The organism is Endozoicomonas sp. Mp262, from assembly GCF_025643335.1.
Classification (GTDB): domain Bacteria; phylum Pseudomonadota; class Gammaproteobacteria; order Pseudomonadales; family Endozoicomonadaceae; genus Endonucleibacter.
On the sequence record NZ_CP092489.1, the window covers coordinates 4,636,731 to 4,661,387 of the forward strand.

Below are 24,657 nucleotides of genomic sequence, written 5' to 3' on the forward strand. Positions count from 1 at the left end.
GAAAGAGTAACTCTCTTTGCTTGATCACTGCAACGTATGGGCTGACTATCTTAATGGCCAATATAACCTGCTATTCCCACCAATAGCGCCGGTGGGTGATACGGTATGCAGACACCACCGGGTTACCATTTCCTAAAGTGAATGAAAGATTGCCATGCCAGGCTGTATTCCAATATTGCACGCCCATCTTCTCATAACGCTCCACTGTCGCCTTGGCCGGATGACCAAACTGGTTTTTATAACCGGAGGAAAACAACACCTGCTCAGGATTAACCGCTTTCAGGAAAGCATTACTGCTTGAATATTTGCTGCCATGGTGGGGCGCTAATAACATTTTAGCTTTGACAGGGACTCCAGAGTCAACCAGCTGCCGCTCTACCCGATAACCAATGTCCCCGGGTAGCAACAGGCTGTCATCACCTGCTGTTACTTTCAATACGCAGGACCGATCATTGCTTTTTGGCCACCGGCCTCCTCCTCCCAGCACCTGGAACAACACACCCTCCCACAGCCACTGTTGTCCCGGCTTGCACCTGGAAACCGGCTGCTGAAAATAAGGAATGGAGGTTCCGCAAGAAATCTGCCGACAGTCATAATGCTGGACTAAAGGCCCCAGCCCACCGGAGTGGTCTTTATCCCCATGGGAGATCATGATTTTATCAAGCCCAGTCACTTTGTTTTTTCTTAAATAGGGTATTAACACTCTGTCTGCCGCATTAAAGCGGTCTGAAAAGGCATCCCCCGTGTCATAAACCATTGTATGACTTTGGGTTTGAATCAACACAGCCAGCCCCTGACCCACATCGAGCACCGTAACCCTTGCCTGACCGGCTTCTGGCCTGATTGAATGGGGAAAAAGCAGTGGTATAAAAAACAGTGGCGATACCATTCTAAAACCAAGAGAACCTGGAGCAACCAAAAGACAGCCCCCCACCAATACACCTGCTAATTCCAGCGCCCCTGGTAGAGGAATAACAGGATTATCCATAACCCCACCTGAGAACAGCTCAAGCATCCATAAGAAGAACCGCAATAACCCATCAAGCAATCCAAACAAAAAGGAAGAGAGTGCTGGCAGCAAAAGGCCAAGCCCCACACTAAGCAGTAGCAGGGGAACCACCAGCAGTCCCACTAACGGTATTGCCACCAGATTAATTAAAGGTGAAAAGTACGATACAGGCTGACCATTAAACACCAGCAACGGGGTGAGTAAGCAAAACACAACCCACTGCGGCCTTAACAGCCTGGCAGGCAGTGAAGACGGCCCCACACGATTGGAGAGTCCATAAATAAGCGCGGCAACAGCCATAAAAGAGTACCAGAACCCTGCACTGGTGACCGCTAAAGGGTCAAGGCTCAACACGACTCCCAGGGCAATAATCCATAATGACAGGGGGGCTGGTTTAACGCCCACAATAGGGCCTGCCAAGGCTACGGCAGTCATCACCAAGGCTCTTTGCACCGGGATGCCAAACCCGGCCAATAAGGCATAAAGGGTTGCCAGCCCCAAAGAAAAGCACCCTGCAATCCTTGGAAAAGGTACCTTATCCAGGGGGAAAAGGCCCAGTTGAGCCATCAGCCAGGCAAGCCAGTACCCCATCAGGGCCATAAGGCCAATATGCAAGCCGGATATCACTAACAGATGTGTGGTGCCGGTATTGTTGAACAGCTTCCATTGATCCGCTGTTATTGCTGATTTATCACCCAGCAATAATGCCTTTAACAGGCCCAGGCTTTGGGGCTGGCAATTCTGCTCCAGCCAAAGGGAAAGCTGGTATCTGAAGTTATCAACACCTCTTGCTGAATAACCTGACAGGGAACCAGAACGGACATAACCCTTGGCCCTGATACCCTCTCTGGCTGCCCAGGCTTCAAAATCAAAGGCACCGGGACTGGCAAAACCGTGGGGCTTGCGCAGCCTGACCTCAAGCAACCAACTCTGGCCAGGTGCCAGTAAAGGCGCATCAAACCAGCTTAAGCGCAGCTTGGTGATGTGATTGCTATAATCCGCCCCTGTCACCTTAAAATCAAAACTGGTTGACTTCCCGTTCCGGACAGGTAGCCCAATCACTTCACCGTCAATGCCAAGATAACGCCCTTCAAGGGAGTCAGGCAGGGTATTGTGTTGAAACCATTTCCCATACCCCAGCCCCAGGGTTATTCCTAACAATAATGTACCCACAGGTAGCCACTTGGGCGAACGAAATAACCCCACAGTGGTCAAAATGACTGCAAAAGTGCCGATGATGGCTACTATAGAGGTAGGAGGTAGAAGAGGTAGCAGTGCTACGACACTGATACCCATGGCATAGGTAAATATCCCTGCTACCGGCTTTATGGTTTGCTGCATGGTTTAAAGGCATAATAACGGGTTTGGTCGAGTCTCTTTGTCCTTGAGGTCAGGATAGTGCGTTTTTGCCAGGGTCGCAGAAACATGAGGATTATTCGCCTACCCAGGACAGAGGCTCCCTCCAGATTCCGGCATCGGGTTTCAATAGATTTGACCTGAGTGCCTAGGGGCTGTTGACGTTTGCTCGTGTGCTCACGATCAAACGTCAACAGCCCCTAAAGTAATAGAGAGACAGCTGTGGCAAGTAATGCAGGGTGTACTTCCAGCTCTGTTACAACCATAGGTTAATAATCACCATCTGGTTAAATTAAACCTGACCAGACAGGGTATTTACAGTGAAAGGATATGGCGAAAAAACTGATACAGCGTTACCTGCCAGACCCAAAGTCCATCAAGGAAAATCGTTACCTGGGCTTTCTGGGATCAACCATTGATAACCCAAATCTTTGGCATTTGAACCGTCGATCCGCTGCCTCTGCCTTTTTTGTGGGCATATTCTGCGCTTTTATTCCCATCCCTTTTCAAATGGTGGTGGCCGCTTGCCTGGCCGTGATTGTCCGCTGTAACCTCCCCCTGTCTGTGGCGCTGGTCTGGATTACCAATCCGGTGACCATGCCTGCCATTTTCTATTTCACCTACAAAGTCGGGTGCTATATTCTCCATGTCCCCGTCAGTGAAACCCCCCTTGAGCTGACCCTTCATGGTGTTGGTGTTGAGCTTGGGCGGGTATGGAAGCCCCTGTATCTGGGTTCACTGGTTTCGGGTGTCATAGGTGGCGCACTCTGTTACTTCATTATCCGGCTGTACTGGCGCTGGAATATCATCAATCACTGGCGCAAACGGCATCAGCGCCGACTTTCCTGATGACTTTTTAGCACCCGGCCAACCCCACTGAATATAGACCCACTTCGCAATCCTGATCTTTTAGCAATGCATTTTCAGGGTAATCAGCCATACCCAAGCGTTTAATACTCAGTAACAATAAACAGTTGTTTCTATAAAACTGTTTATTTTGCCTGCCATTCTTCCCAACAATGGCTCTGGCCTCCTCAGGAAATACTGTTATGCAGAGAAATTTTCAAAAGCGCACACCCAAGCTGGAAGGCCGGGGCATTTTGGAAAAAGTAACCACCGATGGCCCTCACAGCGACTGGCTGGGTATGCCTGACTACTACATTCACAGCCTGGTTGTGGCAGGAGAGGAGTATAAATACCTGTCCGGCGATAAAACCCTGGAAGTGAACGAAGGGGATACCATTGTTTTCCGTTACAAACAGCAGGGCAAGGAAAAGCGGATTGATAAGCGTTCACTGGGTATCTATATTGACCCGAGCCAATACATGAAAGACAACGCCTGACGTCGGTTTTCCGGCGTTTTTTTGTAATTCATGCATGAAGTAAATATATTTTATTTACTTCTTAAAAAACTAACATCCAGCGGAGAAAAATCAGAAAAGAGCTATATTTCAAGAATCATGCAACCCTATTATTGTCACCGGGTGTCTGTGTATGCCATTACATTCACTGCTTTATTCTATTTTATTGTCCACTATTCTCCTCACCCCTTTTCAGTACACATCAGCCCACTGTGATCAATGTGCTTCAAAAAATAAAAAATTCTTTTGCGAGGAGTGCCAGCAATATAACTTCCCCTATACTGCCCCCATTAGAAACTATATAGACCAATATAAAAGCTGCTCTCAATTCACCACAGTACTCACTGAGTCAGGAATCTGGCAGTATGAAAAAATCTGGGTCTTACATCGATTAGGGAGGCTAAAACCAGCATTATCTACCGGAAAAACCAGCCTACACATTGACACCTTCAACATGCCATTGCTAGCAATACTTTATGAATTTGAACTTAACCAACAAAAACTCTCCACTTTAATACCTGGAAGAACCTTAACGCCTATCATTGAAAAAGATGACCTCATTGAATTAACCATTTTGCTCGCTGGCTATTTTGATATTAGAGTGTCAGGAGATATCCAAACAGCATTAACAATTGCCTATGCTGCATTCTTTATAAGCAAGAAACGTTCGCCTGAAACAGAAAGTGAATTTATTGAATTTCATGCTAACCTGCTCTATGCCTTGACCCTGGCCACCAACGCAAGATATCGAACTCCCTATATAAACGGGATTGCACGATTGGTTAATAACAGCAGAAGAAGTGAGCTGATTCGAGAACTAGATGAAAGACAAACAACCGACCTTAAACTGGCTAGCTGCTGCCTGCATAGATATTGTCCAGATGAAAAGCTGGAAAAGTTGGTCAATATAGCTAGCATACCTCATAAATTGGACCTCAATAATCCTGACTGGCAAAAATCACTAAAAACAGACAGCCAACTGGCTTGCCTGGAAACAGTAAGCCACCACAGTAAATCGAATTCAGCTCAACAGAGAAAAAATACTAACCGGGTTTTTATCACACAACCAGGCAGCAAAAAAAATGACAACATCTTTGTGTTTCTTCCTCAACAACTTGCATACTATCAATGCCCTAACGATCAGTTGATCAATGATTTAAACCAACTCCATGCTTCCCCAGCCACTGCAAGCACAACTGACCCCACATTAGAGGAGCATTGCAAAGCCTATTTAGACCCTAAGGTAGAGATATATACTGGTAATAGAAAAGCGTTTAAATTGATGTGCCTGGGAACCCTGTGTACCTGGGCCTATACTGGCTACAAATACCACTCCGGAAATACCGACTTCACCCTTCCTGAAAAAGCAGCATGTGCAATCATGCCGCTTGCAACCCTTCATCAAGCATTTAAAACGCTCACTCTGGCTGACTTTGGAAGGTAATGATGCAATAGCACTATTCTGCTACTGCATCATTTACTATCACATATCGCCTAATGACAGCTTACCCTCGACCAATTTATAAGCCCGATCCAGTCTCAGCGCCAACCCCATATCATGGGTTACCACTATAAAACTGGTGGTTAACTCCTTACTGAGGGTCAACATCAATTCATGAATTTTCCCGGCAGTATTAGGGTCCAGATTTCCTGTGGGCTCATCCATCAATACCAGATCCGGTTGAGAGACAATAGCCCGTGCTATAGCAACGCGCTGACGTTCACCTCCGGAAAGTTCCGACGGCTTATGGCGCGAACGCGCTGATAACCCAACCGCATCAAGCATGGCGGATGCTTTTTCTCTGGCTTCTTTTATGGAAACACCCTTTCGCAATAGCAACGGCATAGCCACATTTTCAAGGGCAGTAAACTCAGGCAGCAAATGGTGAAACTGATAAACAAATCCCAGATGACGATTTCTGATAACGCCTTTCTCGGCATCACTGAGTGTTGCCATATTTTTACCGCAAATATGGACGGTTCCGGCAGTGGGCGAATCCAGTCCCGCCAACAACTGAAGTAAGGTACTTTTTCCTGAACCCGAAGCCCCCACAACAGCCACCCGCTCAGAGGGAGCCACGGCAAAATCAATGCCTTTTAGCACCTCCAGGGTTTCCGGCCCTTCATCATAACATTTTGACAGTGACTGGCACTGGAGCACAGGGGATAGCATCTCATTACTCATAGCGAAGGGCCTCTGCTGGCTGAATCCGGGATGCTCTCCAGGCAGGGTAGAGCGTAGCCAGGAAACTCATCAATAAGCCAGCAACACTAATCACAGCCACATCCTGCCACTGCAATTGCGAAGGAAGATAGCTGATAAAATAAACATCGGGGCTCAGGAAATGAATGCCCAGTATTCCCTCAAGCCAGCTAACGATAGCTGAAACATTCAATGCTGCAATCACTCCCAAAGCAACCCCCAGTAACGTGCCAATAACCCCGATAAGCGAACCCTGTACCATAAAGACGCCCATAATCATCCGCGGACTGGCACCAAAGGTTCTGAGAATGGCAATATCACCCTGTTTATCCGTCACCACCATCACCAGGGTAGAGACAATATTAAAGGCAGCCACAGCAACAATCAGGGTCAACAGCAGGCCAACCATGGTTTTTTCCATCTGAATTGCCTGGAATAAACGACCGTGGGTTCGCGTCCAGTCCTGCACGTAATAGCGGCCTGGCAACTGCATGGCCACATCCCAGGCCAGCCTGGGGGCGGCAAACAGGTTATGCATCTTCAGTCGAATACCGGATACCCCTTCAGTCACCCGCATAAAACGGGCAGCATCCTGGATATGAACATAAGCCAGGCTGGCATCCAGATCAGCTCCCACGGAAAATATACCGGTAATACGAAAGCGCTTAAGTCTTGGGAAAACACCCGCCAGATTGACATTGGCCTCCGGCAGAACCAATGTCACCTTATCGCCAACCCCGACACCCAAAGCCTGAGCCAGAAGCTCGCCCACCACAATATCAAACTCTCCAGGCTTGAGGTTATCCAACGAACCTTCAGACATGTGGTCATCAATGATAGAGACCTTTTTTTCATAGGCCGGATCAATGCCATAGACCATCACGCCCCTGACCTGCCCCCGGTTTGTCAGCATTCCCTGGGCATCCACAAAGGGTGCGGCAGCCTCAATCCCCGGCGTTTCAGGAATCTCTTCCAGCATTTCCTGCCAACCCTCAAGTCCCCCGCGGGGAGCTGTGATGGTGGCATGGGGAACCATTCCCAACACCCGCTGTTTCAGCTCACGGTCAAAACCGTTCATCACTGAAAGGACAATAATCAGTACGCAGACTCCCAGTGTCAGGCCCACCATGGATGTAGCGGATATGAAGGATATAAAGTGATTCCTTCGCTTGGCACGGGTATAGCGCAACCCGATAAATAAAGGCAGTGGTCTGAACATAAGGTGCTATTCGTACCGTTATTGAGTAAGGGCTTATGGCTGTCAATAGTAAAAGACCCAGCCATTATGCCATAAAGCTAATCCATGCCCTATTTATTTGCAGGATGCCGTAGCCACTCCCTATACATCAACAAAATATGGGGCTGGTGCTTATCACACCAGCGGCATACTTAACGATGACAAAGAACCCAGCTACGGTGAATGCCAGAACGGCGCTGAAAATCCTTATCAATGGTGGATGAAGTAATCTCTGATACAGAGAAGGCTTGCTCAATCTCCCTGTCAAGGCTAAACCCCCTGAAGTTATTGGAGAAATAGAGAGAACCCTCTTTTCTTAAGCGAGCCATAGCCAGCTTTAGCAACTGGCAGTGATCCTTCTGAATATCAAAAACCCCCCTCATCTTTTTAGAGTTAGAAAAAGTGGGTGGATCAATAAAAATCAAATCATATTGACGCTTCTCGGTTTTCAGCCACTCCATGCAGTTAGCCTGTTCCAGGCGATGCTTACGGTCACTCAGGCCATTCAGTGCGAAGTTTTTCCGACCCCAGCTTAAATAGGTATTAGAAAGGTCAACACTGGTTGTACTGGCTGCCCCACCCACCCCGGCATGTACTGATGCGGTAGCGGTATAGCAGAACAGGTTAAGGAAATCCTTGCCTTCAGCTTCCTGATAAATCCGCTTGCGCATCAAGCGGTGATCAAGAAACAGTCCGGTATCCAGATAATCCTTCAGATTCACCAACAAACGACAGTTACCTTCCTTAACCTCCATAAGCTGGCCGGATTCCGCCTGACGGTTATACTGGCTGGAACCGGATTGACGTTCACGCCGCTTAAACACCACATGACTCTCGGGAATACCAAGAACCGAGGGAATAACTTCCAAGGCTTCCAGCAATCGCTGACGCGCTTTTTCAGGGTTTACGGAAGCCGGTGCAGAGTATTCCTGAACATGCGCCCAGTCTTTGTAGATATCAACAGCCAGGGCGTACTCAGGCATATCCGCATCATAGAGGCGATAGCATTCAATACCCTGCTTTCTGGCCCACTTTCCCGTCAAACGCAAATTTTTAGCCAACCGGTTACCAAACATGATGGCTCCCGGTGAACCAGAGGTCACGGGTCTGGCTTTATCCACCACCGTTTCTGGCGGAGCCAACTGCTTTTCCCGAATATCATAAAGAAACAGCTTACAAGGCAGTGCACCATTAAATAGAGAGTACTGTTTTTTTGGACTCAACCCCATGCTTCGACACAGTTCCGGCGATGCCGTGAAGATACCGGCCTGCCATCCGGGACACTCGCTTTTTAGTTTTTCCCCAAGATGCCGGTAAAAATAGACCAGGCTGGCTTCATTCCCCATCCTTTCTCCATAAGGCGGGTTGGAAACAATCAGGCCCGGTGTTTTATTTTCCACCTTGAGATTACCCAGTTCCTGCTGTTTTATAGAAATACAGCGTGCCAGCCCTGCCCTTTCAATATTAGCCCGGGCACGACCAACAACCTTTGAAGCCCCTTCATAGCCAATAATCTCAGGCAGTTTTCTGGCTAATCCGGCCTTTCTTCTTTCCCGGGCCTCTTCCAGTACTGATAACCAGATTTTAGGGATATGCCCAAGCCATTTATCAAAGCCATATCGAGCCCGCAATAAACCCGGCGCGATATCTGCCGCCATCATCGCCCCTTCAATCAAGAAAGTACCCGAACCACACAGTGGGTCCAGCAGGGTGCCGCCATTTTTGGCCATATCGGGCCATCCGGCTCTCAGCAAAATCGCCGCTGCCAGGTTCTCTTTTAAGGGTGCCTCTCCCGCCTCCAACCGATAACCCCGTTGATGGAGGCTCTGCCCTGAAAGGTCTATGGAAACGTAAGCCTTTTCCCCTTTGGCATGAACATTGACCCTTAAATCAGGCTTTAATGGATCAACATTAAGCCTGACGCCATACTGGGCACGAAACTGATCAACAATGGCATCTTTTACCACTTGGGCACCATAACGGGTGTGCTGGATATCTGGTGTTGAACCGGAAAAATCCACCCGGAACCGGGTATCCGGCCCCAGGTGATCGCCCCAGTCAAATGACTGCACACCGAGATAAAGGCTATCGCGGTTGGCTGAGGGAACCTCTCCCAGCCTAAGCAAAATGCGACTGGCCAGACGCGACCATAAACAGCAACGATAGGCTAGCTCCATGTCACCCTGAAAACTGACACCAGCCACTGTTTCCTGTGGTTCTTTTGCTCCCAGTTCAAGCAGCTCCGTCGATAAAAGCGCCTCAAGCCCCTTAGGGCAGCTGGCAAATAAAGAAATAGAAGTAGAATGCATTTAGTTATTCCAAAATAAAATATAAATGAGTTCTGTTATTCGTAATTAACAGTCGACATCCCTGCTATTATTGGATAGAAAACATCCATTAACTTTTCCTTCAGTGATGTGCCCGGAAAATTCTTCCCATAACTGACAGTTCCAAAAGTGACCCTGAAAGTTAGGATCGATGCCATCTGGCATTAAAGACAAAATGAGTGATGAAGCAACAAGAGGCAGTACCATGATGAAAAGACAAAAAAGGGATAAATCTGATAGAGCTTACACTAAAGGATACCAGACAGGGCTGTCTGGCCGCTCAAAGGACATCTGCCCTCATGAGGATCCTTCGTTACGCCAGGCCTGGCTAACCGGCTGGCGAGAAGGGAGGTGTGATAACTGGGATGGCATGACTGGTATCTCAGGGGTTCAACGAATGTCTGAGAACCTTCACCTTTAACCTGTTAGCAGGATCATGAGGCCCCGGAAAGTCCGGGGTTTTCATTAAGTAAACCCGCTATCTCAGGCGTTATTCCCTTCTTTCACAGCAGTATACACCCTCCGCCGCTTCACGTATTAATGCAGGCCCCTTATAAATAAATCCGGAGTAAATCTGAACAAGACTGGCACCTGCCCTGATTTTTTCTGCAGCCGTTTCAGCGTTATGCACTCCCCCAACCCCAATAATAGGGAGCTTTCCTGACAACTCATCCGCCAGCACCTTGATCACCGCTGTGGATTTGTCGGTTAATGGCGCACCGCTAAGTCCACCGGCCTCCTCCGCAAAACGAGAACCTTTGACGGCTTCTCTCGAAAGGGTCGTATTGGTGGCTATAACACCTTCTATACCATGGGAAACCAGCTCTCTGGCAATATCTGCTATTTCCTGGTCTGTCATATCAGGGGCAATTTTTACCGCGATAGGTACTTTCCTGCCGTACTGGTTTTCCAGACTGGCCTGCTCTGTTTTCAAAGCACCCAGCAAGTTCTTCAATGATTCACCAAATTGCAATTTTCTCAATCCGGGCGTATTGGGGGAAGACAGATTAACGGCCACATAGCCCGCATAGGGATATATTTTCCGAAGGCAGGTCAGGTAGTCACTGGTTGCCTCTTCAACCGGTGTATCAATATTTTTGCCAATATTAATGCCAATCACTCCCTTGTACTGACACCTTCGGACATTCGCAATTAAATGATCAACCCCCAGGTTGTTAAAGCCCATCCGGTTAATAATGGCTTCCTTATCAATTAGCCTAAACAGCCTGGGCTTGGGGTTCCCGGGTTGAGGCCTTGGCGTCACCGTGCCCAGCTCCACAAACCCAAATCCCAGGCCACCCATGCCATCGATACAATCCGCATTTTTATCCAGGCCAGCAGCCAGGCCCACAGGGTTATCAAAAACAAGCCCCATCACTTCCCTGGGTCTGGAAGGCACATCGGGAGAAAAAAATCGGCTTAAACCAAGACGGTTTCCGGCACCTATCATATCCAGGGCCATATCATGGGCAGTTTCAGCTGACAATCGGAATAGCAGGTTTCGGGCAAGCTGGTACATAGCACATCCGCAGATCCAGAGAATTTCCGAGATTATACGGATTAAGGCGGCAGATTCCAGAGGCTGTTAGGGATTTAAATGGCTATGTATAATTTTCAAACAATCAAGGAAAATGCCGAAATAATTATAAGAATTCAGAAAGCTGAAGCATATCCTCACAAACTATAACAGCAAGTTATCCGTATAAATTATATTTTTACATCAATCGGTTATGGAATAAAAAATGATAAATCCACCGGGTAATCCAGTTAACCGCTTTAGAAATGGACTTAAAAAACTAGGCAAGTCATCCCCTTCTCAGCCATTAAAAGAAGCTGTTGCTCCTGGCAATAAAAAAACCAGAAAAAAATTCAGCCATACTGCTTTCTCTCGCTGGGCTATACGCATAATCAGCACATTAAAAAATATTTTTACCAGAAAACCTGTTCTCTCTTCAAATACGAATAATTCTAAAACCCAAAATTCAACCTCTGCCAGACGATTGTCTGAAAGATCAAGCAAACCATATAGCAAAGATATTGAAACTACTCAACTTGAACCCCGGAAGAAACTTAGCAATATAGAAAGACTTTGCCAAAGCTGGGCTTTCGAATATGAATTCAAATCTGATGATAAATTAGCCATCCAGAAACATCTCTACGAAGCTGATAACGTCAAATTCAAGCAACTCTGCAAATCAAGAATAGAAAGACTCAAATCCCATTTGTCAGGAGGTTTAATTTACGGGTTAGCAAATGCTGCCGTTAACCTTTTCCTTAAAGACGCCAATAAAGAAGAGCTAAAGCAGCTATCAGAAGAACTTGAAAACATTGGTAATGACCAGGATACTTTTTTAAAACACCTTGAGTCCTTTGAAGATAAGCTTGGCATCTTTTCTCTGCGCAAGATATTAGATGCCCACCACTTTAACATAGACCGCAACACATCATTATTTGAAATACATGAAAACACCCTGGCAAAAATGGAAAGAAATAATTTGTTAATCGCCCAGGCACGAATCAAAACCGAAAAAAACATTATCACCAAAACCAAAAATATCACCAAATCAATCACCTCATCATTTATCCCAGCACTTCCAAAAAGATTAAAAAAACCACAAAACATTCATGAAAGACAGGTTTCAGGAAATCAATATATAATTGATGATATAAAACATAAAATCTCAACATTAAAACAAGTTGCAGAAGAGAATCGAATCCCCCCAGAGGCATTTATCCATCTCACCCCCAAAGGACTAAGTGAAATCATTTACGAGAACTATCCTGAAAGTATGCTTATTCTCCTTGAAACAAGATTGGAACTACTGGAAAAAGACATTGATTCATTTTCCCGGGCAAGAGATCTCTTACCTAAAAATCTTGGCGGAGGGCGTAAGGCATATGCCAGAAATAGAATCGCAAGGCTAAAGGACTTCTTTAACAAGGTTGACACCAATACTCCTGAAGCACTTAGATCCTTTTTATCAGAACTCGAAAGTTATGAAAAAGAGTTTGAAAAAATCTCTCTTAACACAGCCCTCAGCATGCACTTCCTTGAGTTGCCTGGATCAGAAAATATTGCACCATTAGAGGTTCAGAATATTAACACCGGCTTTTTGCCTGCATGGCTCATAGCCCAAGAGCAAAAAGATATCTACCAGGAGCACCTGAGAGCGCTTGATTTCGAAAATTACCAGGAAGATATCACAAGATATAAAAAACACGTAACAAAAAAACCTTTAATACCAACAAGAAAAGAATATACAGCTGAACATGTCTTTCATGCCATAGAAAAAAACCCAAGACTATCTCATAAGCTAATAGTAAAAATCATACACCAGGAATACAAAACAAATAAAAAGCCAACAGCAGGTCTTCCTGAAGACAATGCAAAAAGCATTATGTCTTTCATCGAAAAACCCGAAAACAGTTGGATAATTAAGGCACTTCAAACAAAACTCATCGGGAATAATATTATTGACAGGATGGCATTTTTTGAGCCTCAGCACCTTTGCGACATATTAATACGAGACTGTAGCAGCCAACTCTTAAAAAATCACAGCCCCCATGCTGCCCATCAACTAAGTCAAGTCCTCACAATAAAGAAGCGCCTTGAAAATGAAGATAACTTCAGTGAATCAGACCTCCCAAATCTGTTTTCTGACTATTCCAATCAAGAAGAAGCAGGCAGTCTTTTAAAAAAAACTGAAACATCTCTGGCCAGAGATGATCTCATAGCGTTTATCAACAATCCGGAAAATTCAGGCTTGATATGCAATGCTACAGCGCGGATGACCAGAGCGATCCTAAGCGAAATAAATGATCATATTAACTCAGTTGACCCGGAAAATGCCGATCAGGCCACACTGACAAAGGCACTTCATGCAAAAAAAATGTTTCATGATCTGAAAGCACCTATAGATGATGAACTTGCAGTAGAAAAACTATCAGAAAATATAGAAAATAAATGTAAAAAAATACAGGCTGCACTAGGTTGGTTCTTTATTGCCAAAGAACAGCATAATAATCACAAAAAGATTTACTTCCTAAAACTACCTGACAAACAGGACTTTATTAAGAAGGCTACCCAGCCCACCCTCGCTCCCTCTACCCAAACAGCTTTGTTCAGAACCCTTTCAGAGTACGCAGAGCATCTCATACACCATGTCCAGGATCAAAAAACAGAAGATTCAGACAGCAGTACTCTAGAGGATTTATATTTCGAAATATTCACATTGCAGGAAGAAAAAATCCATAAAGAAACAGAGGCCATCCTGGAAAAACAGCATAATCAAAAAGAAGGCACATTCACTAGCCTGGCCAATCAAAACCAACAAACACTTGCAACAGGTAATCTCGAAGAAAACATAAAATTATTAAAAAAAGTATATGCTCGACAGACCAAAATTGCCCCCAGCAAGCCTGTTAAAAGTTTACTTAAATCCCCAGGATCAACGCTATACGACACTATATCAGCACTTCCTTTGACACAAACAGAAAGACTTGAAGACCTGGAACATAAAAAACTCTTACTTGAACTGGGATATAATTATAAGGACGAATTAATTTCAAATGTTAAAGATCGGGTTGTACCCCGATGCTTACGGTTCTGGGAAGAATCAAGTACAACCACCGACGAGCTAAGCACCAGCAATGACCAGCAAAGGAAAGAAATTTCAGAAAAACAGGGAGAAGTTGTCACTGGCATCTACGAACGCATACTGAAGAAAACAGCACTTATTCAAAAAGTTGCTAACCGACACCCCAAATTCCGGGAACTTTGTGGTAATGCTATTATTTTCCCCCTGATCACCATGAGGATGGCCGGAATTCCCATACCCATTTACTTAAATGGAGCGATACAAGCGGCAGTGCAGTCTCTAGGAACATCCTTTGCCGGAAATCATAAACCTCTATCAGCAAAAAATCTTGGTGCATTATCAGATGAAGAAAAAAAAATATTCAAGGATATACAGTTCCTCCATGACTCATGCTCAATGATTATGATGCCCGTGTTGGGTGCATATAGTTTAAATAACTTTTGTTCAGGAATAACCACCTTTGCTTTTAAAAAGATGATTGGTCAGGTTCCAAATGACAAAGTACATGAAGTGATCAGTCAATTAGCCGCTATTGTACCCTCTATAACTTTCTGCACTGAAATTCTTCAAAACATGTTTGGTGACATTTCTGCCTTGAGTAAAGGAAAAACTTCACTATTAATGTCTGCTGGAAAAGCACTGGTCATGACTTTGGTCACTCCTTTCCGGAACCGGTATAACGCCATCACCGAAGCATGGAGAAAACGGCATATACAGGGATGGAAACCCTTTTGGATGGAAGTGGGGAAAATAGCCGCCATTTCTTTTATCTCAGTGGCCACTGTGGGCTTTACCGCTGCTTTAACGGCCCTTACCTATGGTACGATTTTACCCGTGATTGCTGCCATACCACAACTCCTGATGATGGCATGGACGCTGACCAAGGCAGTAGAAACCGTAGAAAACTATACCGGCATACTAGGCATGATTCAATATGCCTATACCAAGCTCTACGGTTCAGAAGCCTTAAAAAAGAAAGAAATCAAGAAAACCTGTAACCAACATATTAAGTTACTAATGCCCGAATTTAAAAAATCGAAAGAGTACCTTGACTCAGAAGAAATGAGCGTTTTGCAGCAGTACTATAAAACCTATCTCGAGCAATATTATAACTCCAAAGAAAATGAACTCGGTAGCCATAAAGCTTTTAAGATATGGCAAGATGAGCAAGAAACTGCCATAAAACACTGGCTAAACTCCCAGAGAAATGCCATAGACAAACAGGCAAGTATCATATCAAATAAACTAAAAGCATTAAATTATATTGAGCAAAGGCTTAAATCATTTAACCATAAAACAATCACAAAACAAGACTTAAAACTCATCCAAAAGAAGTTAGCTTCATATGGAATAAAAACAAAGATCCAACCAGAAAACATTCTGCAACAGCTATTCCTTCTTAGAAGTGAAACAGCAAGCTATATTGAAGAAATATTTGGCCAATTGCCTCAAGATAACCCTGGGTTCATTCGTCGACATTTAGAACAACGTATGCGGGAAATATATGTCGGTGCACTTATAAAAATGAGTGCTGTTGCAGGACAAAGCATGAATAAGTTTGAGTCAAAAGTTAAGAAACATTTCGAAAAAACAGTAGAAAGAAAACTGTTTAAAAAAATCGATGCTGCAATAGACGAACACATCATCCTGACAGCAGACGAGTTTTTAAACTCGAAAGACAAGGGGCACCCTCATTCCATAGAACCTCCTCCTGTGGCTACAAAGGCTATGGAACCTGATGAAAGCCGGGAACCTATCCCTTCTTCAGAGGTTCCTGAAGCTCTTGAAAATAACAGGCGTAAAGAAACGTCGAGTGATGAAACAGAAGCCTTAAAATCAACATCGGAATATATGGCAACAACCAATTTTCAAGTGGCTAAAGAACATTACTCACACCCTGGTCCTGTTATCTTTGACTACACAGGCATGGATACTGATGATGACGATGAAACTGAAGAATTCTTTGATGCTGTGGAAACACTCTCTGAAACAAAAGTGTCAGAGAGTATTCCAGCCAAGACAAGTCCTGATATACATTCAATACCTGAAGGTGGCAAACAAAAGCCATCTCTCATCGATGCAATTAAAGAAGCAGCAAAATTTATATCTTGATATTTTTCCCCAGTGAGATTGGAGGGAGCCACAAAGCCCCGCGCAATGCTCGGGGCAGTTTATAAAATATCCGGATTAGGGGCTGTTGATGTTTTATCGCGAACTCAGTGGTTCGTAAAGCGGCCTTACGGAGAAAAGTATAGGCGATCTGAAGTCATCGTTAACAAGAAAGAAGCTAAGTCGGGTGTGATTTGCCAGCTTTAGCTCTGCCTTGTAGAGCCATACCCAACAGCATAGAGATAACAAACACTAATGCATCAACACTCTTCCCTCCCAGCGCGGTAACAGCGGGTCCAGGGCAAATACCAGCCAGCCCCCATCCCAACCCGAATAATACGGCTCCCGTAAGCAGCGACTTATCAATGTTCTGCCGGGCAGTAAACTTGAAGTCAGTGCCATAGATTGGAGCCTGCATAGGCTTAATCCAGAAAAAGTACACTGGCATAAACAGCAGCAATGCACCACCCATGACAAATATCAGGCTGGGGTTCCACTTTCCGGCAACGTCCAGAAAACCGATCACATTTTCAGGGTTGGTCATTCCGGATAAAGCCATGCCAAGACCGAATAACAAACCGGATAAAGCAGCAAACAAATTAAACATAGCGACAACTCGTTAGATAAGGTGTAAACGGACAAATACTGTCATTCCGGCCACAGCCATAAAAACAACAGTGGCCGCTATTGAGCGGATGGACAGGCGACCAATACCACAAATCCCATGTCCGCTGGTACAGCCATTACCCATGCGGGTGCCTACACCAACAAGCAATCCAGCAAGTGCCAGGAGTGTAGGGCTGCTGCCCAGTTCCCGGGGCATATCGCCATAAGGCACTGCCAGTGCTCCTCCGGCTATCATTCCGGCAATAAACAGGAGACGCCATAATTTATCACTTTTAGGAGCAGCAAGAATGCCTCCAAGAATACCGCTGATTCCAGCAATACGACCATTAGCCAGTAATAGCAGAAGGACTGAAAAACCCAGCAAAACACCACCGGCAAGGGGTTTGGTAAACAACATTAAATCCATCACTGACATTTCTCTCTTATGTCAAAGTCATTGGCAAAACAACTGATGCAGCGTCTGAACCAGGGTTTTCACTCTGGGATCAGACAAAGAGTAAAAGACCTGCAGAGATGATTTTCTGGATGAAATCAGCTGTTTTTTTTTCAGTACCGCCAGATGTTGTGAAAAAGCTGACTGGCTCAGCTGGGAATTATGCTGTAATTCACTCACTCCCACTTCCCCCTCCGTCAGCTGGCATAGTACAAGCAATCGGTCAGGGTGGCTCATGGTTTTAAGCAGGCCAGATGCCTCCAGAGCATTGGCCTGCATAGTCTTTATATCCATATTGAAATAATACCGGAAAGCGTTCGTAAAACATTGGCAGTCAGCATATTAGAAAACTCTACTTTAGAAAAGTAAGCATTAAGTAAATTATTTTAGATATATCTACATTAGACAAATCTAAATTGATAAAGTACAGTTTGTCTCAACTGTTTTTCAATAAGACCAGATCATGCCAAAAATTCTAATCATTGGTGGTGTTGCCGGTGGTGCATCCGCTGCTGCCCGTGCCCGTCGCTTAAGCGAAACCGCTGAAATCATCATGTTTGAGCGTGGATCTTATGTATCTTTCGCTAACTGCGGCCTGCCTTATCATATTGGTGGCGAAATTGCGAAGCGCGACCAGCTGTTGTTACAGACGCCAGAGAGTTTTCTTCAGCGCTTTAACGTCGATGTGCGTGTTACTCAGGAAGTCACAGCCATTAATCGTTCAGAGAAAACGGTGACCGTAAAGAAATTGCTGAATGGTTCTGAATACCAGGAAAGTTATGACTTCCTGCTTCTGAGTCCTGGGGCCAGCCCGGTTGTTCCGCCCATTGCCGGTATCAATAACCCTCTGACCCACAGTTTGCGCAATATTCCGGATATGGATGCCATTATGAATGTCATCGCCGTGAAAAAGCCAACACATGCCACCGTGGTCGGTGGTGGTTTTATAGGCCTGGAAGTGATGGAGGCCTTTCATCATCTTGGCATTACCACCACACTGCTGGAGTTGTCTGACCAGGTAATGGCACCGGTTGACCGCGAGATGGCAGGCATGGCTCATGCAGAAATTCGTCAGAAAGGGATAGACCTGCGCCTGGGCACAGGTTTGACCGGTGTCCAGTATCACAAAGATAAAGATGCCCTGACACTGCAATTAAATAACGACGAGACCCTGGAAACCGGACTGTTGATCATTGCGATTGGCGTACGCCCTGATACAACATTGGCAAAACAGGCTGGCTTGAAAGTCGGGGCTTTGGGGGGGATTGTGACCAGTCCAGCCATGCAAACCAGTGATCCTTATATTTATGCCGTGGGTGATGCCATTGAACAAATGGATTTCGTTACAGGCCAGTCAACCCTCATACCTCTGGCTGGTCCGGCAAACCGACAGGGCCGCATGGCCGCTGATAATATGCTGGGACGCGATGAGCATTACCAAGGTACTCAGGGCACTGCGATTTGCAAGGTTTTTGACCTGGCTGTAGGTGCTACCGGAAAGAATGAGAAACAGTTGCAAAGGGGAAGCGTGACCTATGAGAAAGTGTTTGTCCACACTGCCAGTCATGCCAGCTATTACCCCGGTGCTGAAACCGTCTCTTTCAAGTTGCTGTTTGATCCAGAAACCGGCAGGATTCTTGGTGCCCAGGCTATTGGCAAGGATGGGGTAGACAAACGGATTGATGTTATAGCCGTTGCCCAGCGAGCCGGAATGACTGTGGAGCAATTACAGCACCTGGAATTGACCTATGCACCTCCATTTGGCAGTGCCAAGGATGTGATCAACCAGGCAGCCTTTGTCGCCAGTAACTTGATGAAGAAAGATCTGGATGTTATCCATTATGATGAGGTGGATCAGCTCAGTGAAAATCAGGTTCTTCTCGATGTACGTAATCCAGAAGAACTTGAAATACAAGGCAGTATTGACGGGGCTGTGAATATTCCAGTAGACGCTCTACGCGAGCGTATGGATGAACTGCCTGAAAACAAGGAGATCGTTGTTTACTGTCAGGTCGGGCTACGGGGTAACGTGGCTTACCGGCAACTGGTGAATAGCGGCTATAAAGCCAGAAATCTCCTGGGTGGTTATCGTACCTGGATGTTTGCCCGTCACTAACTTTAAAAATTACCGAGACCCTCGCTTTCGTAAAAAACAAAAAAGTCGAGGGTTCAAGTACTCCTGCCTGGCATCCGACGATGATGCTAAACCCCAACCATCTAGCAGCGTGTCGGACTGAGGTTTTATCAAGTGCTCAACCTTGATAAGAATGAACTGTGGCCTGAACCAAGTCCAGCAACTCACGGTTAGCCACTGTAAACATGGCAAGGTCTAATTGATTGGCACCTCTGATTTCGCTTAACACACTTTGCCAGCGAGCCACCAGCGAGTGATGTTGCATCATCCAGTGATCAAGTTGCTTCTCCAGGTTTTCACCCGTATCCGGCCTGCTTAGCAGGGCTATGGTAAGCTCTCGCTGTTGCCAGCTAACTTCATCCCGAACACTGTCTGTGGCCAGGGACTGCCAGTGATTATTGGTATCAAATGCTCCCAACTCAGAGCTATACCACTCCAGTTCCAGTCGCTGTCCTACAGCAAAGTAAGTCCTTGCCACCTTCTCCAGTGGCTGACCTGTCTGGTCAGAAGCCTGTATTACCGGCAAAGCACTAAGTAGATAGCGATGGCCTGCAACCAACAAGGCCAAATCCTCTGGCACCTGCTTTTCAGTCATTGCTTTTATTTTCTCATCCAGGGCCTGCTTCTCAGCATCCACCAGATAATCAGAAAAACACACAATAAAGCTCTGAACACGAGGGCTATAATGTGAAACACATTCAGAAGGAACCAGTTCCTGGCGTTTTACTCGAATAAACCAGCGACTGGCTCTTCTGGCTAACTTAATCAGTGCAGTCATCATCTGGGTTTGAAGTTCACTGGGTACTTGATTATCCAGTGCTTCAATCTGCTCCCAGTAACGCTCGATATAAAATACATCCCGGCTTACCAGAAAGGCCCTGGCTATTTCTGCTGCTCCGGCACCCGTTGTTTGCCGTATTCGATGCACATAAGTAATACCCATCATATCAGTCAAGCGGTTGGCTATTTGTGTGGCTGTAATTTCATTACGCAGCCTATGACTGATAATTTCAGGGCTAAAGCGATCAACCAGCGTTTTGGGGAAGGTGGTATTCAGTTCCTGAACCAGGTATTCATCATTAATGATATCGGACTGGATCAATGCTTCTTTCAGGTCTGATTTACTGTATGAAATCAATAATGATAGCTCTGGCCGGGTCAACATCTGGCCTGCCTCCTCTCTTTCTGCCAACCCCTCATTATCTGGCAAAAACTCAATAGCCCGGTCCAGCTTTCCCTGATCCTCAAGGTACTCCATAAAACGACGGTACTCTTCCATCTTATAGCGAACTTCGGACTCCGCTAACGATATGGCTTGTGTCTGGCGGTAGTTATTAATTAATACCAGCCGGGAAACCTCATCCGTCATTTCTTCCAATAAGATATTACGCTGTTTTAGCGTCATATCTCCTTTGGCAACCACCTCGTTCAGTAATATTTTTATATTAACCTCATGGTCTGAGCAGTCCACACCCGCAGAGTTATCAATAAAATCAGTATTCATTGCTCCGCCCTGCATGGCATATTCCACTCTACCCAGTTGGGTGAAGCCCAGATTGCCACCTTCACCAATCACTTTGGTTCGCAGTTCACAGGCATTGATGCGTAACGGGTCGTTGGCCTTATCACCAACATCCCCATGGGTTTCACTCACTGCTTTAATATAAGTGCCAATCCCGCCATTCCATATCAAGTCAACCGGTGACCGTAATAAGGCCCTGATCAACTCATTAGGCGTTAATCGGCCGGGTTTAATGTCAAACCGCTCTTTCATTTCAGGCGAAATGGGAATGGACTTGGCATGACGTGAAAATATACCGCCTCCCCGGGATATTAGAGACTGGTTGTAATCTTCCCAGCTGGAACGAGGCAGTTCAAACAACCGTTTACGCTCACGATAGCTACTGGCCGGATCCGGACTGGGATCAATAAAGATATGCAGGTGATTAAATGCGGCAACCAGCGCAATGGCTTCTGACAGCAATGTGCCGTTACCAAAAACATCACCCGCCATATCTCCAACACCCACTACAGAGACAGTATCGGATTGAACATCAATACCTTTCTCCCTGAAATGCCGCTGAACCGAAACCCAGGCTCCTTTAGCCGTAATCCCCATTTTCTTGTGGTCATAGCCAGCACTGCCACCCGAGGCAAAGGCATCATCCAGCCAAAAGCCATACTCCTGGGCTATTTGATTGGCAATATCAGAGAAAGTCGCCGTTCCCTTATCTGCCGCAACCACCAGATAGAAGTCATCATCATCGTAATGTATAACCTGTCCGGGATGAATAACCTGCCCCTCCACCAGATTGTCCGTCACATCCAGCAATGCCCTGATAAAGGTTTGGTAACAGGCCACCCCTTCCGCTTGTAGCTCTTCTCTGGAACCTCCGGAGGGCAGCTGTTTTGGTACAAACCCGCCCTTGGCTCCCACAGGGACAATAAGAGCATTTTTTACCTGCTGGGCTTTCACCAATCCCAGCACCTCTGTTCGAAAGTCCTCAATCCGGTCAGACCAGCGCAGTCCGCCCCGTGCTACTTTTCCACCACGAAGATGGACACCTTCGACCCGGGGAGAATACACAAAAATTTCATAAAGAGGGGTAGGTTTTGGAATACCCTCAATGTCCCTGGGAGACAACTTAAGAGAAATATACGATTTGGATTCGCCCTGTTCATCTTCCTGATAAAAATTGGTTCTTAAAACGGCACAAATAACACTCTGCATCCGCCGTATAATATGATCTTCACTAAGGACAGTGACATCATCCAATGCTTCAAGAATGGATTTCTGAATATGCTGCTGCTTTGCCAAACGTTGTGTTTTTGATAACTCCAGGGCTGGATTAAAGCGAACATCAAATAATTCTGCCAACATTTGGGTAATGGCAATATTATTACAGAGCGTTTCAGCTATATAACTTTGACTGAAGCCCACCCGAATTTGCTTCAGATAACGGGCGCAGGCCCTTAGCATGGTTACCTTGCGCCAGCTCATTCCTGCCGCCAGTACCAACCGGTTAAATCGATCATTTTCAGCCTGGCCTAACCAGATTTGCTCAAAAGCCTGCCTGAAAACCGGTGCTATTTTCTGAATATCGACGTTGCTGTTTTCCCCAAGGCTTAACTGGAAATCATGTATCCAGATAACCTGCCCATCACTTTTCCGAATGACATAGGGGTATTCTCCAAGTACCCTAAGCCCCAGATTTTCAATAATGGGAATCTGATCCGCCAAGGGCAATGGTTCAACATAATGATACAGTTTGAAATGAATCAGCCCCTGTTCATCATCAATGGCCTGATAAAAACCCATTGAAAGGGGCATTGCCGGGTTAATTTCCTCAAAATGCCTGACATCTTCTACTGCCGACTGTGGCGAGAAAACCTCGCGGTAACCCGCACTAAACCCTTCTCTGTAAGTGGAAACCAATTTATTACCATCAGCCTCGCCATAAGATTCCAGGATGCAATCTGCAAAATCATCTTCCCAGGTCAATGCCGCAAGGGTAATTTCTTCGTTGATGCTATTTCTGTTAAATTCTACCCGGCCACGAAGCTTAAGGATAAAATGCACCCGGGCTAAAACCGATTCGGAAAAATAAGTGGTAAATTCCGAGTCTACGGCTTGCAGTCTCTCACACAGGATTTTTTCAATGCGGGTTCTGAACTCAGTGCTATAGATATCCCTGGGAACAAACACCAATACAGAACAAAATGGTCCATATGCATCCTGTCTTACAAAAACCTTAACTTGCTTTCTTTCCTGAATGCGCAAAATAGCGGTTACGGTTTCATAAAGCTCATCCAGTGATGTTTGAAACAGTTCATCCCGGGGAAATATTTCAAGAATCTGGCTCAGCTCTTTGCCATGATGACTTGATGACTCCAGTCCAGCACGGGCAATAATCGCATCAACCTTTTTTCGGATATAGGGGATAGTGACAGGGCTTTGCCTGTAAACCGGCGAGGTGCAGAGTCCCACCAACCTGCTTTCAGAAATGACCTGACCATTTTCATCAAACTGCCTGATAGAGATAAAATCCGGATAAGCCGGTCTATGCACACTGGAACGAACGGCAGCTTTCGAAAATGATAATTTTTCATGGTGTTTAAAAAAGTCTTTTTCGATATAAGGCTCAAGTTGAAGTTGTCCCAGATTACCCTGGTGCATGGGCCTCAATAGACCCAGTAAACTATCAGGGGATCTGACAATCTGTTTCTTATTACTTTTCTCAATGACCTTTAATTCTTCAAATCCAAGGAAGGTAAAATTATCTGCCAATAGCCACTCAAGAAAATCCTTGATTTCATTTTCTTTAGCCGTTTCTGTACTGGCGATCAAATCAGTGACTTTTTTCCTCATCACCTGGTGGTCATCCACCACCCGGACAACATCTGCAAGAACGCCAGCTAACTGCTCGCGCAGTTGCACCAATTTTTCCTCATTTTCGAGCCGATCCACCTCCAGATAAATAAATGCATCCCGGCCAGCAGTAACCCCCTTTCCCTGCTCAAAGGCAAGATTATGATCTGCATCCCTCAAACAGGCCAGGGAGCCATTTCTCACCAGATGCGTTTCGGTTCCGAATTCATTGAGTTTCATTCGGACAGAATCCACCAGAAACGGCATATCCCGATGAACAATTCGAATCACTGTGTGAGTCGAATGCCAGCCGTGGTGAGAGTGGTTCGGATTGAACACCTCGATTTTCGGCTGTGCCGGGTTATGCTGCTGCATGAACTTCCAGAATGACAGCGTGGAACTCACCAGTCCACGTCGATCCCCACCCAGCAAGTCCTGGCGGGTATCCATTGAATAAAATCGGTAAACAAAGTTCTTGAGATATTCAAATTGTTCTGGCTTACTATGTTCACTCAACTCTTGCAGTAACTTGTCAAGGGCTTCTTGACGTTCCTGTGTATCCAGGTGGCCCATCCTTGTGTCTCCATGAAAAAACATCCCTTCTATTTTCAAGGTAGACCATGAGACTCTATAAACCTATATTAACCTGTGCAGTACATGGTTTTCTCAGGATCGCCGTTTTATTGACGGTAGGGAATAGTGCACTTTTCCCTTAATAAAATGTCAGTAATCGGTAAAGAGCAGGTTCAGGGTTGCAGGCTTCTGTAAGGTTCGACTATTTTTCTATTCCTGAGCAGCCGAATGCGTGCTCTTTACGGCCATGAAATCAGGCCTTTGGGTTTCCGGAGAGAGATCAGAGCTTCTGAAAATAACTCAAACCGGGCAGGATGCAAA

15 protein-coding genes are annotated in these 24,657 nt (G+C 45.7%); 6 read left to right on the forward strand and 9 right to left on the reverse strand.

Going from position 1 to position 24,657, the window contains the following annotated elements:
• Window positions 1-70: 70 nt before the first annotated feature.
• Window positions 71-2,350, reverse strand: a complete 2,280-nt coding sequence (locus MJ595_RS20625; RefSeq protein WP_263079986.1) for a DNA internalization-related competence protein ComEC/Rec2 — start codon at window positions 2,348-2,350, stop codon at window positions 71-73.
• Between the two features lie 345 nt (window positions 2,351-2,695).
• Between MJ595_RS20625 and MJ595_RS20630 the strand changes: the two genes are divergently transcribed.
• The 3 genes from MJ595_RS20630 (at window position 2,696) to MJ595_RS20640 (ending at window position 5,170) form a co-directional block, all read left to right on the forward strand.
• Window positions 2,696-3,214 (forward strand): DUF2062 domain-containing protein, encoded by a 519-nt coding sequence (locus MJ595_RS20630; protein WP_263079989.1) that lies wholly within the window; start codon window positions 2,696-2,698, stop codon window positions 3,212-3,214.
• 200 nt (window positions 3,215-3,414) lie between these two features.
• On the forward strand, window positions 3,415-3,708 hold the full coding sequence (locus MJ595_RS20635) for a hypothetical protein (RefSeq protein WP_263079991.1): 294 nt from the start codon (window positions 3,415-3,417) through the stop codon (window positions 3,706-3,708).
• Window positions 3,709-4,180: 472 nt separating this feature from the next.
• Window positions 4,181-5,170: a hypothetical protein gene (locus MJ595_RS20640; protein WP_263079992.1), complete on the forward strand. Its 990-nt coding sequence runs from the start codon at window positions 4,181-4,183 to the stop codon at window positions 5,168-5,170.
• Between the two features lie 39 nt (window positions 5,171-5,209).
• Here the strand turns inward: MJ595_RS20640 and lolD are convergent, their stop codons facing one another.
• From lolD to rlmKL, 3 genes are all read right to left on the reverse strand, one after another.
• Window positions 5,210-5,911 carry a lipoprotein-releasing ABC transporter ATP-binding protein LolD gene (gene lolD / locus MJ595_RS20645; RefSeq protein WP_263079993.1) on the reverse strand — a complete coding sequence of 234 codons (702 nt, stop codon included), beginning with the start codon at window positions 5,909-5,911 and terminating at the stop codon, window positions 5,210-5,212.
• Window positions 5,904-7,148, reverse strand: a complete 1,245-nt coding sequence (locus tag MJ595_RS20650; protein ID WP_263079994.1) for a lipoprotein-releasing ABC transporter permease subunit — start codon at window positions 7,146-7,148, stop codon at window positions 5,904-5,906. Before MJ595_RS20650 ends, lolD begins: the two co-directional genes overlap by 8 nt.
• Before the next feature lie 170 nt (window positions 7,149-7,318).
• Window positions 7,319-9,475 (reverse strand): bifunctional 23S rRNA (guanine(2069)-N(7))-methyltransferase RlmK/23S rRNA (guanine(2445)-N(2))-methyltransferase RlmL, encoded by a 2,157-nt coding sequence (gene rlmKL, locus MJ595_RS20655; RefSeq protein ID WP_263079996.1) that lies wholly within the window; start codon window positions 9,473-9,475, stop codon window positions 7,319-7,321.
• A 226-nt stretch (window positions 9,476-9,701) separates the two neighbouring features.
• On the opposite strand from rlmKL, the gene rmf reads away from it, so the two are divergent.
• A complete protein-coding gene (gene rmf / locus MJ595_RS20660) occupies window positions 9,702-9,914 on the forward strand; it encodes a ribosome modulation factor (protein WP_263322556.1) in 213 nt (70 codons plus the stop codon).
• 69 nt (window positions 9,915-9,983) lie between these two features.
• On the opposite strand, the gene MJ595_RS20665 is transcribed toward rmf, so the two are convergent.
• A complete protein-coding gene (locus MJ595_RS20665; RefSeq protein ID WP_263079998.1) occupies window positions 9,984-11,012 on the reverse strand; it encodes a quinone-dependent dihydroorotate dehydrogenase in 1,029 nt (342 codons plus the stop codon).
• A gap of 223 nt (window positions 11,013-11,235) precedes the next feature.
• Between MJ595_RS20665 and MJ595_RS20670 the strand changes: the two genes are divergently transcribed.
• Window positions 11,236-16,203, forward strand: coding sequence for a hypothetical protein (locus MJ595_RS20670; protein ID WP_263079999.1), 4,968 nt, complete (start codon window positions 11,236-11,238; stop codon window positions 16,201-16,203).
• Between the two features lie 175 nt (window positions 16,204-16,378).
• Here MJ595_RS20670 and MJ595_RS20675 read toward each other — a convergent pair whose 3' ends face one another.
• The 3 genes from MJ595_RS20675 to MJ595_RS20685 are packed head-to-tail and all read right to left on the reverse strand — an operon-like array spanning window position 16,379 to window position 17,554.
• The gene (locus MJ595_RS20675) at window positions 16,379-16,807 is read right to left on the reverse strand and encodes a YeeE/YedE family protein (protein ID WP_263080000.1); all 429 of its coding nucleotides are present in this window, start codon (window positions 16,805-16,807) and stop codon (window positions 16,379-16,381) included.
• 12 nt (window positions 16,808-16,819) lie between these two features.
• Window positions 16,820-17,224, reverse strand: a complete 405-nt coding sequence (locus tag MJ595_RS20680; protein WP_263080001.1) for a YeeE/YedE family protein — start codon at window positions 17,222-17,224, stop codon at window positions 16,820-16,822.
• Window positions 17,225-17,260: 36 nt separating this feature from the next.
• Entirely contained in the window at window positions 17,261-17,554 is a 294-nt protein-coding gene (locus MJ595_RS20685) for a metalloregulator ArsR/SmtB family transcription factor (protein ID WP_263080002.1), read from the reverse strand.
• Window positions 17,555-17,723: 169 nt separating this feature from the next.
• On the opposite strand from MJ595_RS20685, the gene MJ595_RS20690 reads away from it, so the two are divergent.
• Window positions 17,724-19,376, forward strand: coding sequence for an FAD-dependent oxidoreductase (locus MJ595_RS20690; protein WP_263080003.1), 1,653 nt, complete (start codon window positions 17,724-17,726; stop codon window positions 19,374-19,376).
• 136 nt (window positions 19,377-19,512) lie between these two features.
• Here the strand turns inward: MJ595_RS20690 and MJ595_RS20695 are convergent, their stop codons facing one another.
• A complete protein-coding gene (locus MJ595_RS20695; protein WP_263080004.1) occupies window positions 19,513-24,336 on the reverse strand; it encodes an NAD-glutamate dehydrogenase in 4,824 nt (1,607 codons plus the stop codon).
• Between the last annotated feature and the right edge of the window lie 321 nt (window positions 24,337-24,657).

What these genes read in the sequence shown, in the direction of transcription:
- MJ595_RS20670 (WP_263079999.1), top strand. Translation starts at nt 11,236, where the DNA reads ATGATAAATCCACCGGGTAATCCAGTTAACCGCTTTAGAAATGGACTT.
- MJ595_RS20675 (WP_263080000.1), bottom strand. Translation starts at nt 16,807, where the DNA reads ATGTTTAATTTGTTTGCTGCTTTATCCGGTTTGTTATTCGGTCTTGGC.
- MJ595_RS20685 (WP_263080002.1), bottom strand. Translation starts at nt 17,554, where the DNA reads ATGGATATAAAGACTATGCAGGCCAATGCTCTGGAGGCATCTGGCCTG.
- rlmKL (WP_263079996.1), bottom strand. Translation starts at nt 9,475, where the DNA reads ATGCATTCTACTTCTATTTCTTTATTTGCCAGCTGCCCTAAGGGGCTT.
- MJ595_RS20650 (WP_263079994.1), bottom strand. Translation starts at nt 7,148, where the DNA reads ATGTTCAGACCACTGCCTTTATTTATCGGGTTGCGCTATACCCGTGCC.
- MJ595_RS20640 (WP_263079992.1), top strand. Translation starts at nt 4,181, where the DNA reads ATGCCATTGCTAGCAATACTTTATGAATTTGAACTTAACCAACAAAAA.
- MJ595_RS20635 (WP_263079991.1), top strand. Translation starts at nt 3,415, where the DNA reads ATGCAGAGAAATTTTCAAAAGCGCACACCCAAGCTGGAAGGCCGGGGC.
- MJ595_RS20630 (WP_263079989.1), top strand. Translation starts at nt 2,696, where the DNA reads ATGGCGAAAAAACTGATACAGCGTTACCTGCCAGACCCAAAGTCCATC.
- MJ595_RS20695 (WP_263080004.1), bottom strand. Translation starts at nt 24,336, where the DNA reads ATGGGCCACCTGGATACACAGGAACGTCAAGAAGCCCTTGACAAGTTA.
- MJ595_RS20690 (WP_263080003.1), top strand. Translation starts at nt 17,724, where the DNA reads ATGCCAAAAATTCTAATCATTGGTGGTGTTGCCGGTGGTGCATCCGCT.
- MJ595_RS20680 (WP_263080001.1), bottom strand. Translation starts at nt 17,224, where the DNA reads ATGTTGTTTACCAAACCCCTTGCCGGTGGTGTTTTGCTGGGTTTTTCA.
- rmf (WP_263322556.1), top strand. Translation starts at nt 9,702, where the DNA reads ATGAAAAGACAAAAAAGGGATAAATCTGATAGAGCTTACACTAAAGGA.
- lolD (WP_263079993.1), bottom strand. Translation starts at nt 5,911, where the DNA reads ATGAGTAATGAGATGCTATCCCCTGTGCTCCAGTGCCAGTCACTGTCA.
- MJ595_RS20625 (WP_263079986.1), bottom strand. Translation starts at nt 2,350, where the DNA reads ATGCAGCAAACCATAAAGCCGGTAGCAGGGATATTTACCTATGCCATG.
- MJ595_RS20665 (WP_263079998.1), bottom strand. Translation starts at nt 11,012, where the DNA reads ATGTACCAGCTTGCCCGAAACCTGCTATTCCGATTGTCAGCTGAAACT.